Genomic DNA, 12,843 nt, shown 5'->3' on the forward strand with positions numbered 1-12,843 from the left:
TTAGCCCGGCCGCAGCATCGAGCCGGAAATGGCAAAGATGCGTTGGGCGCCCAGCATATAAGCCATCAGCGTGTCCAGCCGGAACAGCCCGGCATAGGCGCGGTCGAGCACGTTGAGCGAGCCTGTATAGGCGCCGAAGGCCGGCATGATCATGCGGCCTCCGTCGCCGGCAAAGCAGCGCCGCCGCACCGAGCGGCCCTGCTGGACGATGCGGGCGCAGGGATGCAGATGGCCCGCTATTTCGCCTTCGACACGCTGCTTCGACGGCTCATGCCGGAACAGCAGCGAGCCTATAGCAAGTTCACGCACCGTCTCGCCAGGCAGGTCGGCGGGTGCTTCCGGGTCATGATTGCCGGCGACCCAGAACCATTGCCGGCCTGATATCAACGCCTCCAGCCGCTCGCGGAAGCTTGCATGCATGCGCTGGGCGCCACCGCCATCGTGAAAGCTGTCGCCCAGGCTGATGACGATAGACGGCTGGTAGTCAGCGATGACGGCCTGCAATCGCAGCAAGGTCGCGCCGGTGTCGTAGGGCGGGATCAGCGTGCCGCGGCGTGCCAGCGACGAACCCTTTTCCAGATGCAGATCGGACACGGCCAGAAGCCGCAGATCCGGAAAATAAAGCACGCCGCGCGGGTCGCAGACGGCGCGTTCGCCTGATATGCCGACAAGATCGGCCTCGGCGATCAGCGATGTGCGCGCCAGCGAAAAATTCATTCCTCGACCATCTCCGGCCCCATGGCCTCTGCGACCAGCGTCGCCGCATCCATCAGCAATGTCTCATCGGCTTCGCCGTTCACCGGCATCTTGCCGATCTCGAGCATGATCGGCACGGCGAGCGGCGATATCTGTTCGAGTGCCTTATGCACGATTCGACCCTGGATGCGCGAGAGCATGTCGGCAAGTCTGCTGACATCGAGCAGGCCGGCCGCCGCATCGGCGCGCGTGGCCTGCAGCAGGATGTGGTCCGGTTCATGGCTGCGCAGCACATCATAGATCAGGTCGGTCGAGACCGTGACCTGGCGGCCGCTCTTCTCCTGGCCAGGGTGGCGTTTCTCGATCAATCCGGAAATCAGCGCGCAGTTGCGGAAGGTGCGCTTGAGAAGCCAGCTGTCGGCCAGCCAGGCTTCGAGGTCGTCGCCCAGCATGTCCTGGTCGAAAAGTGCGCTCAGCGAAGGCTTCCCGGCTTTGAACATCGCGCCCATGTCGCCCAGTGACCATATCGCTAAGGCATAGTCGGTGGCGACGAAGCCGAGCGGCCTGGCTCCTGCCCTGTCGAGGCGGCGGGTGAGCAGCATGCCGAGCGTCTGGTGCGCCAGCCTGCCCTCGAACGGGTAAGCCACCAGATAATGGCGATTGCCGCGTGGAAAGGTCTCGATCAGCAGGTCGTCGCGCTTGGGCAGCACCGATTTGTCGGCCTGGAAGCGCAGCCAGTCGGCGACCTGCTCGGGCAGCTTTTTCCATCGCTGCGGGTCATCGAGCATGATGCGGACCTGTTCGGCGAGATAGGTCGAAAGCGGAAACTTGCCGCCTCCATAATAGGGCACCTTGGCATCGCTGCCCGGCGCGTTCGACACGAAGCATTCATTCTCGCGGATGCCCTCGAAGCGCAGCACCTTGCCGGCGAACATGAACGTGTCGCCATGCGTCAACGTTTCGAGGAAGGCCTCCTCGATTTTGCCGAGGACCCGGCCGCCACGCGAAGCCGCGCCTTTGCTGCCGGCCTGCACATATCGAACATTCAGCGCCGGCACCTCGATGATGGTGCCGACATTCAGCCTGTATTGCTGGGCGACGCGCGGATTGGACACCCGCCACAACCCGTCCTTGTTCAAACGGATGCGGGCGTAGCGTTCGTAATTCTTGAGCGCATAGCCGCCGGTGGCAACGAAATCGATGACGCGGTCGAATGTCGGCCGGTCGAGGCTGACATAGGGTGCTGCCGTTCGCACCTCCTCGTACAGGTCATCGGCACGGAACGGCGCGCCGCAGGCGCAGCCGAGCACATGCTGGGCCAGCACATCGAGCCCGCCATTGATCAACGGAGGCGTGTCCTGCGCGCCTAGATAGTTGGCGTCGAGGGCGGCCCGGCATTCCAGCACCTCAAAGCGGTTGGCGGGGATGAGGATCGCCTTGGACGGCTCGTCCATGCGGTGGTTGGCACGGCCGATGCGCTGTGCCAGCCGGCTCGCCCCCTTTGGCGCGCCGACATGCACGACCAGATCGACATCGCCCCAGTCGATGCCGAGATCGAGCGTCGAGGTGGCGACGATGGCGCGCAGCGCGTTTTCGCCCATCGCCTTCTCGACGCGCCGGCGCTGGGCGACGTCGAGCGAGCCGTGATGCAGCGCGATCGGCAGGGTGTCCTCGTTGACCCGCCACAACTCCTGGAAAAGCAGTTCCGCCTGGCTGCGGGTGTTGACGAACAGCAGTGTCGTCTTGTGGCGTTTGATCTCGCGATAGATTTCCGGCGTGGCGTAGCGCGCAGAATGTCCTGCCCATGGCACGCGCTCTTCGGAGTCGAGGATGGAAATCTCCGGTTTCGCACCCCCGGTGACGACGATCAGTTCGGCCATGTCATGGCCTGTCGAACCCTTGGGTGGATTCTGGCTGACCAGCCAGCGCCGCAACTCGTCCGGTTCGGCCACCGTCGCCGATAGCCCGATGGTTTGCAGACCAGGGACAAAGCTGCGCAACCGTGCCAGGCCGAGCGCCAGCAGATGCCCGCGTTTCGATGTCACCAGCGAATGCAGTTCGTCGAGCACGACGTAGCGCAGATCTTCGAAGAAGCGTCTGGCATCGCCGGCCGCAATCAGCAGCGCCAGTTGTTCGGGCGTGGTCAGCAGGATATCGGGCGGCACCAGTTTCTGGCGCTGGCGCTTGTGCGCCGGCGTGTCGCCGGTGCGCGTCTCGATGGTGACGGGCAGCCCGATCTCTTCCACCGGTTTGCCGAGATTACGCTCGATATCGACGGCAAGCGCCTTCAACGGCGAGATGTAGAGCGTGTGGATACCGCGCTGCGCCTGGCCCGGCTTTCTCTTTGGCCGGTTGGCCAGTTCGGTCAGCGAAGGCAGGAAGCCGGCCAGCGTCTTGCCGGCACCGGTCGGCGCGATCAGCAGTACCGACTGACCGGCCTGGGCCTTCGCCAGAAGTTCGATCTGATGGGCGCGCGGCGACCAGCCTTTCTCGCCAAACCATCTGAGGAATGGTTCGGGCAGGGCCACGGCGGCATTCTGTTCGGCAAGGCGCGGCTCAACTGTCACCCGCCAGAGGTAGCGCGACGGCGCGCGAACGCCAAGGAAAATCGGAACAAAAGGTGATCGAGGTGAGCTTTCCTCGCCCCGTCTACGGGGAGAGGATGCCGGCAGGCAGGTGGGGGGCGGCGCGAACCTCTCAATGCTGGCGCTGTCCCTCATCCGCCCTCGGGCACCTTCTCCCCGTGAACGGGGCGAAGGAAGAAGGGCTACGGCCTCCTGAACCCTGTCGGGCCACCATAGAGATAACCGATGCGGTCAACCGCATCCTTCAGGCCTTCGCTCGACACCAGCATGGTGTGACCGTTGGCGTGGATCATCGTGTCGGCATCGGTCATGACGGCGACATGGCCCTTCCAGAACACCAGATCGCCGCGTCGCAAGCCGGAGAAATCAGGTCCCGGTTCCAGCGGCTCGCCAAGGGCCGCAGCCTGCATGTCGGAATCGCGCAGCACGTCTCTGCCGGCCATACGCATCGCCAGTTGCACCAGCCCCGAACAGTCGATGCCGAAACCGGAAGTACCGCCCCAGAGATAAGGTGTTCCTAGAAACGCCTCGGCAACCGCGACATAGTCGGAGGCAGCTTCACTGAGCGGCCGCAGGTGACCTGCGATCAGCGCCTCGCCAGACGGCAGGACCGCATAGTGCGTACCGCGCGTCTCGGCCGCCTCCGTCACTGTCACCGTCGATCCCATCGACAATTGTCCGGCGATCGGAAAGCGCAGATCCGGCGCGGGATAGAGGAAGGTGCGCGGCACGCAGACGATGTGCGTCGGCATATGGTCCCGTTTGCCCAGCATCGTGTCGGCGACATAGCCGACATAGCCGTCGCGTTCGGCCTGGACCCAGGCCCAGCCTTCAGCGACATCGAAGACCAGGACATCGTCGCCGAACAGGGCTTGCGTGTTGACGCCGGCATCCGGCCGCGGCGCCTTGCGCATATCGGCTACTGACGCGATGATCCGCGCCGGCCGGCCGGCGACGAAGCGGTCAGCGGCGACCTCACCCTTCAGCCGTGCATCGGCAAGGTCGGAGCGAAAAGCGTGAAGGCGGGCATCCCTGGCAGTCAAATCGAGCACTCTGTTGAAAGGTAAATTCGCTCACATCGGCAGTTCGAGCGCCTTGGCGATGATACCATCGCCGAAGCGCTCGACAAAGAGCGCGCCCTCGACCGTGCGCCTGATCAGAACATTGCGCTTGTCGAGCTCGTCGCGATGGCGCGAGACGAGTTTCAAAGCGCCCATCGTGTCAAGGGCGCGGGTGATCACCGGCTTGGTCACATTGAGCCGGGCGGCGAGCCCGCGCACGGTGTGCGGCGGCGGATCGAGATAGATGGTGAACAGGATCGCCGTCTGGCGCATGGTCAGATCGGGCGCGTCGTCGCGCACCTGCGACAGCATCACCTGCTGCCACAGTCGCAAGGCCTGGCTCGGGCGCATCGCAATCGACATCGCGCCAGCATGACGGCAAATTGTTTCGGTTCCGTTTCAGTCAAAGCGATTGCCGTCTTTCGCCTGCGACTGTCAGCCATAGCGTTTCGCGATGATCCGCTCCAGCGCGCGGATGCCCTGTGCCTCGCCGCCGGCGGGGCCATGCGGACGATCAGCCGGATTCCAGGCGAAGATGTCGAAATGCGCCCAGCCCGCGGTTTTTTCGACAAAGCGCTTCAGGAACAACGCCGCTGTGATCGAGCCGGCGAAACCGTCCGTGGTGACATTGTTGATGTCGGCGATCTTCGACGACAGTTTTGCATCGTAGGGCCGCCACAGCGGCATGCGCCACAGCGGATCCTCCGTCGCGACGGAAGCCTCCGCCAGATCGGATGCCAGCGTTTCGTCGCCGGTGTAGAACGGTGGCAGATCGGGGCCGAGCGCGACACGGGCAGCCCCGGTCAGCGTCGCCATGTCAACCAGAAGCTGCGGCTCCTCCTCGTCGGCCAGCGCCAGCGCGTCGGCCAGCACCAGCCGTCCCTCGGCATCCGTGTTGCCGATCTCGACAGTGATGCCCTTGCGGCTCATCAGCACGTCGCCAGGCCGGAAGGCGTTGCCGGCAATCGAATTTTCCACCGCGGGAATGAGCACGCGCAGCCGCGCATTCAGCCCGGCAGCCATGATCATCGAGGCGAGGCCAAGGACATTGGCGGCACCGCCCATGTCCTTCTTCATCAGCAGCATGCCGGACGATGGCTTGATGTCGAGGCCGCCCGTGTCGAAGCAGACGCCCTTGCCGACCAGCGTCACCTTCGGTGCGTCTTGCTGCCCCCATCGCATGTCGATCAAGCGCGGTGCGCTGGTCGACGCACGGCCGACCGCATGGATCATCGGGAAGTTCCGGTCGAGGAGATCGTCACCCTTGATCACCGAGACTTCGGCCTTGTGCCTGGCGGCCAGGGTCCGCACCGCCTGCTCCAAATCTTCCGGACCCATATCGCTGGTCGGCGTGTTGACCAGATCGCGTGTCAGGAAGACGCCATCGACAATGCGGCGAACGCGCCCGGCATCGACGTCGGCCGGCAGGCCGAAGCGCAGCGCCCTGCCTGGCTTCTTGCCGTAGCGGGTAAAGACATAACCGCCGAGCAGCAGCGCGATCGCCGCGAGTTCGGCCTCGGCCGGCGCCAAGGCGAAATGCCAGTCGCCTTCCGGCAAGGCTTTCGACAATGCGCCGAGGGCAAGCGCGCCTTCGCCATCGCCGATACCGAACAAGGCGCCGCCGAGCGCCCCGTTTTCGCCGGGCACGACCAGTGTCCTGCCTGCCTCGCCGGAAAAGCCGTTGGCCCTGGCCCAGGCGATGGCGGCCGGCGCAAGACCGGCCGCGTCCAGACCGTCCCTGGCGACCAGATGGACCGGCAACGCGCCCGGCAATGTCTTCCCGACGAGTTCGACAGGCATGCGATGTTCTCCGTGTGAGTCGCCGTTCTTAACCGTCCGTTAGGGTTAACAGAATATTTCTGCGAGAGGGAAGACGGCCACGCAATGGCCGCGCATGAATGGAGGCTTAGGGTGCCATGCCGACCAACCGCAGGATCAATATCAGGGGAAAACGGCTCATCACCATGGCTCTTGTGCTGGCGCTGACGGCGGGCGTCGCCGGTTGCGGAACCGACAAGCTCTCCACCGGCTCTATCGCACGCACCAGCGGCAAACCGCTTGAAAGCATGTCGGCCGGCGAACTGCACAATGCCACCGGCGCACTTGGCCAATCCTACGCGAAGAACCCCAACGACAAGCGGATAGCGACGAACTATGCGGCGGCGTTGCAGATGGATGGCGATGCCGACCAGTCGCTGGCCGTGATGCGCAAACTCGCCATCGCTTTGCCCAAGGATCGTGACGTGCTCGCCTCCTATGGCAAGGCGCTGGCCGCCAATGGCCAGTTCGAGGCGGCGCTCGACGCCGTGCGCCGCGCTCAGACACCGGAATATCCCGACTGGAGGCTGGTGTCGGCGGAAGCGGCCATTCTCGACCAGACCGGCCAGAAGGACGATGCGCGCCAGCTTTACCGCAAGGCGCTCGACCTCAAGCCGAACGAGCCTTCCGTGCTCTCCAATCTTGGCATGTCGTATGTGCTGGAAGGTGATCTGCGCACCGCCGAAACCTATATGCGCTCGGCCGCGCAACAGCCGAATGCGGACAGCCGGGTCCGCCAGAACCTGGCGCTGGTCGTCGGCCTGCAAGGCCGGTTCGACGAGGCCGAGAAGATCGCCTCACAGGAACTGTCGCCCGAACAGGCGCAGGCAAATGTCGCCTATCTCAGGCAGATGCTGGCCCAACAGAACGCCTGGAGCCAGCTCAAGGACCAGGACAAGCCGAAATCCGCAACCAACTGAGACCACAATTCCGATGCCCCAACGAAGAGGCCGCGCTGCATGCAGCGCGGCCTCTTCGTTTGAAGTGTACTGCAGGAATTTGCCTTGCCGCTACTGGGCGTTTGTTGCCGGCGCCGCATGATCGCCGAAGATACCGCGTTGGCTGACCTGAATGCCGGCGGGACCCAGGATGATGGCGAAAAGCACCGGCAGGAAAAATAGGATCATCGGCACGGTAAGTTTTGGCGGCAGGGCGGCCGCCTTCTTCTCGGCCGCATTCATGCGCATGTCGCGGCTTTCGGCGGCAAGCACGCGCAGTGCATGCGCCACCGGCGTGCCGTAACGCTCGGCCTGGACGAGCGCCTGCGACACCGACTTGACCGAATCCAGGCCGGTGCGGCTTGCCAGGTTCTCGTAGGCCTGCTTGCGCTCCGGCAGATAGGAAAGCTCGGCATTGGTGAGGATGAACTCTTCCGCCAGCGCCACCGATTGCGCGCCGATCTCGTCGGCGACCTTGCGCAATGCTGCTTCCACCGACATGCCCGATTCGACGCAGATCAGCATCAGATCGAGCCCATCCGGCCATGCCATCTGGATCGACTGCTTGCGCTTGGTGGCGCGGTTGTTGACGTAGATGACCGGCGCGTAGAAGCCGCCGTAAGCAACGAGGATGCAGACGAACAGCCTGATGACCAATGGCTTGTCGGGCAGTCCTCCGAGCACGAAGATGTAGATTGCGGCCAGCGCGAAACCGACAAAAGGAAGCACGAGACGAAAGAAAAGAAACCGCGTCAGCGGATTCTGTCCACGAAAACCGGCCACCTTGAGTTTCTGCAAGGTGCCTTCATCGGCGAGCGCGCGTCTCAGATCCAGCCGGTCGACGATGTTGCGCATGCCGATCGACTGTTCCTCACGCAAGCCCTTGCGACGGCGGTCGGCCTCGACCGCAAGCCGGGCGCGCTGTTGCGCACGCAGTTCGTCGCGCTCCAGCGCAACGGATTTCATGCGTGACTTGAGCTGGTTTCCGCCAAACGCCGGCAGCAAGGTGAAGACGGTCGCAAACACCGCTATCGCGACCAGCATCGCGATCAGGAAGCTCGGATCCGTCAGGGTCTTGATGACTTGCTCGGTCATGCCAGCATCCTAGACTTCGAAGTTCATCATCTTGCGCATCACCAGGATGCCGATCGACATCCAGACCGCAGAGCAACCAAGGATCAGGTTTCCGACGCTGGTGTTGAACAGCGGCATCAGGTAGGCCGGGCTCGACAGGTAGACGAGAAAGGCGACGATGAAGGGCAGCGCACCGATGATCGCGGCGGATGCCTTCGCTTCCATCGACAGCGCCGCGACCTTGGCTTTCATCTTCTTGCGATCGCGAAGCACGCGCGAAAGATTGCCCAGCGCCTCGGAGAGATTGCCGCCGGCTTGCGATTGAATCTGGATAACGATGCCGAAGAAGCTTGCCTCGGTGCAAGGCATGGTTTCGGGCATGCGCAAGGTCGCGTCGGGGATAGAGAGGCCCATCTGCTGTGAATCGACGATGCGGCGAAACTCGGTCTTCACGGGTTCGGGCGATTCGTTGGCGATCAGGCGCACGGCATCGTTCAGCGGCAGGCCGGATTTGACCGCGCGCACGATGATGTCGAGCGCGTTTGGAAATTCGTTGAGGAATGCCTTGACCCGGCGGGCGCGGCGAAACGTGACGAACCAGCGCGGCAGGCCCAGCCCCCCGGCCAGCAGCACGCCCGGCAAGGCGATCAGCGGGGCTCCGGCCACGAAAGCGGCCATCGTCAAAACGATGCCGCATATTGCGGAATATATATAGAAACGCTCGATGGTGGTCTTGAGGCCGGCCTGACGAAGCTGGGCTTTCAGCGGCGGCTTCTTGACGCGGCTGTCCTTGGTTTTCTGCTTGGCGTCGAGTTCGTTGAGAGAATCCTGAACCGATTTGCGCCGCTTGGCGGCTTCCGCCACGCGGTCGCGCGAGGCCTTGACGACGGAGCGATCCGTCTCGGCGGTCCTGATTGTTTCGAGCCGCTTGCCGACCTGTTTCTCGTTGCTGATCCGGGTGAACAGAAATGCATAAGCGACGGCGCCGGCGCTGAAGCCGGCGAGCACGACAAACGCCAGTACTGTGCCGTCAATTCCAAACATTGGCCCGAACCCTTACACCCCAGCAGACGTCAGTCAGCGCGTTTCTCCATCGCCTCGAGCGCAATGGCGAGACGCTGCTCCTCGCCGTAATAGCGTGCACGCTCCCAGAAATGCGGACGGCCGATGCCGGTCGATACGTGCTCACCCAACAGCCGGCCGTTGGCGTCCTCACCCTTGATGTTGTAGAGGACGATATCCTGCGTGATGATAACGTCGCCTTCCATCCCGATCACCTCGGTGATGTGGGTGATGCGGCGCGATCCGTCGCGCAGGCGCGCTGCCTGGATGATCACGTCGATGGAGCCGACGACGATTTCGCGCACTGTCTTCTGCGGCAGCGAATAACCACCCATGGCAATCATGGATTCAATGCGGTTCAGGCATTCGCGCGGGCTGTTCGAGTGGATCGTTCCCATCGAGCCGTCATGGCCGGTGTTCATCGCCTGCAGAAGATCGAACACTTCGGGTCCGCGCACTTCGCCGACGATGATGCGCTCGGGCCGCATGCGCAGGCAGTTCTTGACCAGGTCGCGCATCGTCACCTCACCCTCGCCCTCCAGATTGGGCGGGCGGGTTTCGAGGCGCACCACATGCGGCTGCTGCAATTGCAGCTCGGCCGAGTCTTCGCAGGTGATGACGCGCTCCTCGCGGTCGATATAGTTGGTCAGGCAATTGAGCAGCGTGGTCTTGCCCGAACCGGTACCGCCCGAGATCACGATGTTGCAGCGAACACGGCTGATGATCTTGAGAACTTCGGCGCCCTGCGGCGAGATGGCGCCGAACTTGACAAGTTGGTCGAGCGTCAGCTTGTCCTTCTTGAATTTGCGGATGGTGAGCGTGGCGCCGTCGATGGAGAGCGGCGGCGCGATGACGTTGACGCGCGAGCCATCGGGGAGGCGCGCGTCGCAGATCGGGCTGGATTCGTCGACGCGGCGGCCAACCTGGCTGACGATGCGTTGGCAGATGTTGAGGAGCTGCTGGTTGTCACGAAAGCGGATGCCGGTCTGTTCGACCTTGCCGTTGACCTCGATGTAGACGTTCCTGGAGCCGTTGACCATGATGTCGGCGATGTCGTCGCGGGCGAGCAGCGGCTCGAGCGGCCCATAGCCGAGCACGTCGTTGCAGATGTCCTCGAGCAGCTCTTCCTGCTCGGCGATCGTCATTGCGAAGTTCTTGATCGCGATGATGTCGTTGACGATATCGCGGATTTCCTCGCGCGCACTTTCAGGATCAAGCTTGGAAAGCTGCGACAGATCTATGGTGTCGATGAGTGCGGAGAAGACCTGGCTCTTGGTATCGTAATAGGTTTCGCTTTTTTCGCGCTGTGCCCGCTTCGGCTCAGGCGCCAATGGCGGTGCCTCGACCGCACGGCGCGCCGGCGGCGCGACAGGCGCGCTTGGCGCCGCGGGCCGTGTCAGAACCGCCGTGTCCACGGAACCTGCAGCCGCCGGCGCAACAGGCGCCGGTGCTGGCTGGCGAAATTCCGGCGTGAACCGGTTGCCGTCGTCGCTGCCTCTTTTACCAAACATGATCGACTACCGATTCCACTGCTGAAGCGTCACTTCTTGTTGCGCGAGAGCTTGCCGAGCAGGCTGCCGAGCCCGGCCTTCTTCCTGATCTTGATTTCGCTGCGCCCGGTCAGCACATGCGCCATTTCGTTGATCATCGCGACGACCGGGTTCTTGGCATCCATTTCGCCAAGCATGCGTCCATTGTTGGCGGCATTGCCGAACAGCAACGGATCAAAAGCAATGACCGACATTGGCGACAGACCGAGCGGCTCGGCGAAATCGGACGGCGAAATCTCCGGGCGCTTCGGGACGCCGGCCTGGTTGATGATCAGCTTGGGCGGCGGATCATTGGGACGAAGCCGCTTGAGCATGTCGATGAGGTTCTTGGTGTTGCGCAGATTGGCAAGTTCCGGTGTCGCGGTGATGACGACCTCGTCGGCCTTGACCAGTGTGTTCTTGGTCCAGCCCGTCCAGGCATGGGGGACGTCGAGCACCAGAAGCGGCACGCTGCGCTGGGCGGTGTCGATGAGCTGCGCGAAGGCCTCGGGATCGAAATCATAGACCCGTTCGAGCGTCGAAGGCGCCGCCAGCAGCGACAGATGCTCGGCGCACTGGGTCAGCAGCCGGTCGAGATAGACTTCATCGATGCGTTCCGGTGAAAACACCGCCTCGGCGATGCCTTGCGCCGGATCCTGGTCGAAATTGATGTTGGCGGTGCCGAAAGCCAGATCGAGATCAGCGACGACCACTTCGGATTTGAACAGGGAGGACATCGCCCAAGCCACATTGTGGGCGATCGTCGAGGAGCCGACACCGCCCTTGGCGCCGACGAAGGCGATCGAGCGGCCGAGCGGCTCGGCTTCCGGATCGATGAAAATCGACGACACCACGCTGACGATGTCGGCCATCGAGACCGGAGCGATCACATATTCGGAAATGCCGTTGCGGATGAGTTCCCGGTAGAGGCCGACATCATTGTAGTGGCCGATCACCACCACCTTCGACGTCGGATCGCAATATTCCGAAAGCTGGGCGAGTTGTTCCAGCAATTGCTTGGGCTCGCTGCGCGATTCCAGCAGGATCAGATTGGGCGTCGGCGCCGATTGGTAGAATTCGATGGCAGTGGGAACACCGCCCATGTGGACCTTGAGATGCGCCTTCGTCATGCGACGGTCCTCGCCGGCGCGCTCGACCGGGTTGGCAACACCCTCGGTCTCGCAGAATGCCTGGATCGAGATGCGCGGGATCGGCCGCAACGCCTGCATCGCGGCGATGTCCTGCTGCGAGGTATCGCTGCCGTCCACCGGGGCGTCGTAGGCAAGGTTGCTCATCGTCATGCTCTTTCCCGTGGCCTGTTCTATCCGAGACTGGCGGCTCAGTACGTCACTTCCGAATTGCCGAGGAACTCGTCCGAGATACCTCTCTTTTGGTAAACATCGATGGCTTGGCTACGATTTGCCGGATCAATATTGGCAGATTTACGCGGGCCGAGCAGGTCAGATGGGTTAGCCATCTGGGCGGCAAGATTGTTCTGATAAGAGCAACCGAAATCGGCATAGTGCTTGTTTTCCGACGTGTCGACGAGGTCGGCTGGCCAGCGTCCGCATTTGTCGGTCTGGGCTTTCACCGAGATATAAGCAACGCGAATCGGGGCCGAGGCTTCGGCGGAAGCGGACTGATAGGAAGTCACGACAATCCGGTTGCGCTTGATGCCGCTGGCAACCGCCAGCCGGGCGAAATCGCGGGCCGCCGTGGTCGCCGCGACCTCGTTGGCCGATCCGCTCGGGACCTGGATCGTCAGCGTCGGGGCGGCACTTCTGTCATAGCCATCCAGGAAGCCAAGAAGCGTATCGCGCTGGGAGCCGGTCATGCCGCGGTCACCGGCGCCGACAGGCAGGTCGATCTTCTGGTTCTTCTCGGCGATGACGATCGGATGGTTGGTGCGGTAATCGTCCGGGATGGCGCCGACCGTGATGCTGTCGCGCTGGGCGCAGCCGGCCAGCAGCGCCGCCACCGCAACCGCCAGGACAGGAACGGCTCGCCGGCAGACCCGTGAACGGCCGAGACGGGTCGTTGCGGCGATGGTGCTTGCCTTCAATGCTGACTGAGACATGTC

General features: G+C 63.2%; 11 protein-coding genes. 1 reads left to right on the plus strand and 10 read right to left on the minus strand.

Features of this window, described 5'->3' with window-relative positions; genetic code table 11:
- The 5 genes from pdeM to EN955_RS00415 form a co-directional block, all read right to left on the minus strand.
- Positions 1 to 717 carry a ligase-associated DNA damage response endonuclease PdeM gene (gene pdeM / locus EN955_RS00395; RefSeq protein WP_013533672.1) on the minus strand — a complete coding sequence of 239 codons (717 nt, stop codon included), beginning with the start codon at positions 715 to 717 and terminating at the stop codon, positions 1 to 3.
- Positions 714 to 3,263 (minus strand): ligase-associated DNA damage response DEXH box helicase, encoded by a 2,550-nt coding sequence (locus EN955_RS00400; RefSeq protein ID WP_024503182.1) that lies wholly within the window; start codon positions 3,261 to 3,263, stop codon positions 714 to 716. The genes pdeM and EN955_RS00400 overlap by 4 nt, the downstream gene beginning before the upstream one ends.
- Before the next feature lie 200 nt (positions 3,264 to 3,463).
- Positions 3,464 to 4,324 (minus strand): NlpC/P60 family protein, encoded by an 861-nt coding sequence (locus EN955_RS00405; RefSeq protein WP_024503183.1) that lies wholly within the window; start codon positions 4,322 to 4,324, stop codon positions 3,464 to 3,466.
- Positions 4,325 to 4,354: 30 nt separating this feature from the next.
- The gene (locus EN955_RS00410) at positions 4,355 to 4,705 is read right to left on the minus strand and encodes a MarR family winged helix-turn-helix transcriptional regulator (RefSeq protein WP_013533675.1); all 351 of its coding nucleotides are present in this window, start codon (positions 4,703 to 4,705) and stop codon (positions 4,355 to 4,357) included.
- A 72-nt stretch (positions 4,706 to 4,777) separates the two neighbouring features.
- Positions 4,778 to 6,142 carry a M17 family metallopeptidase gene (locus EN955_RS00415; protein WP_024503184.1) on the minus strand — a complete coding sequence of 455 codons (1,365 nt, stop codon included), beginning with the start codon at positions 6,140 to 6,142 and terminating at the stop codon, positions 4,778 to 4,780.
- Positions 6,143 to 6,258: 116 nt separating this feature from the next.
- Here EN955_RS00415 and EN955_RS00420 point away from each other — a divergent pair, with 116 nt between their 5' ends.
- On the plus strand, positions 6,259 to 7,080 hold the full coding sequence (locus EN955_RS00420) for a tetratricopeptide repeat protein (RefSeq protein ID WP_013533677.1): 822 nt from the start codon (positions 6,259 to 6,261) through the stop codon (positions 7,078 to 7,080).
- Positions 7,081 to 7,170: 90 nt separating this feature from the next.
- Here EN955_RS00420 and EN955_RS00425 read toward each other — a convergent pair whose 3' ends face one another.
- From EN955_RS00425 to EN955_RS00445, 5 genes are read right to left on the minus strand one after another with little or no spacing between them, the layout of a single operon-like run.
- Positions 7,171 to 8,193: a type II secretion system F family protein gene (locus EN955_RS00425; RefSeq protein ID WP_013533678.1), complete on the minus strand. Its 1,023-nt coding sequence runs from the start codon at positions 8,191 to 8,193 to the stop codon at positions 7,171 to 7,173.
- A 9-nt stretch (positions 8,194 to 8,202) separates the two neighbouring features.
- Entirely contained in the window at positions 8,203 to 9,216 is a 1,014-nt protein-coding gene (locus EN955_RS00430) for a type II secretion system F family protein (RefSeq protein ID WP_013533679.1), read from the minus strand.
- 29 nt (positions 9,217 to 9,245) lie between these two features.
- Positions 9,246 to 10,745, minus strand: a complete 1,500-nt coding sequence (locus EN955_RS00435; protein WP_024503185.1) for a CpaF family protein — start codon at positions 10,743 to 10,745, stop codon at positions 9,246 to 9,248.
- Between the two features lie 29 nt (positions 10,746 to 10,774).
- Positions 10,775 to 12,064 carry a CpaE family protein gene (locus EN955_RS00440; RefSeq protein ID WP_032808351.1) on the minus strand — a complete coding sequence of 430 codons (1,290 nt, stop codon included), beginning with the start codon at positions 12,062 to 12,064 and terminating at the stop codon, positions 10,775 to 10,777.
- Between the two features lie 38 nt (positions 12,065 to 12,102).
- The gene (locus EN955_RS00445; RefSeq protein WP_024503187.1) at positions 12,103 to 12,840 is read right to left on the minus strand and encodes a CpaD family pilus assembly protein; all 738 of its coding nucleotides are present in this window, start codon (positions 12,838 to 12,840) and stop codon (positions 12,103 to 12,105) included.
- Positions 12,841 to 12,843 lie beyond the last annotated feature (3 nt).

The organism is Mesorhizobium sp. M7A.F.Ca.CA.001.04.2.1, from assembly GCF_003998485.1.
Lineage (GTDB): Bacteria > Pseudomonadota > Alphaproteobacteria > Rhizobiales > Rhizobiaceae > Mesorhizobium > Mesorhizobium ciceri.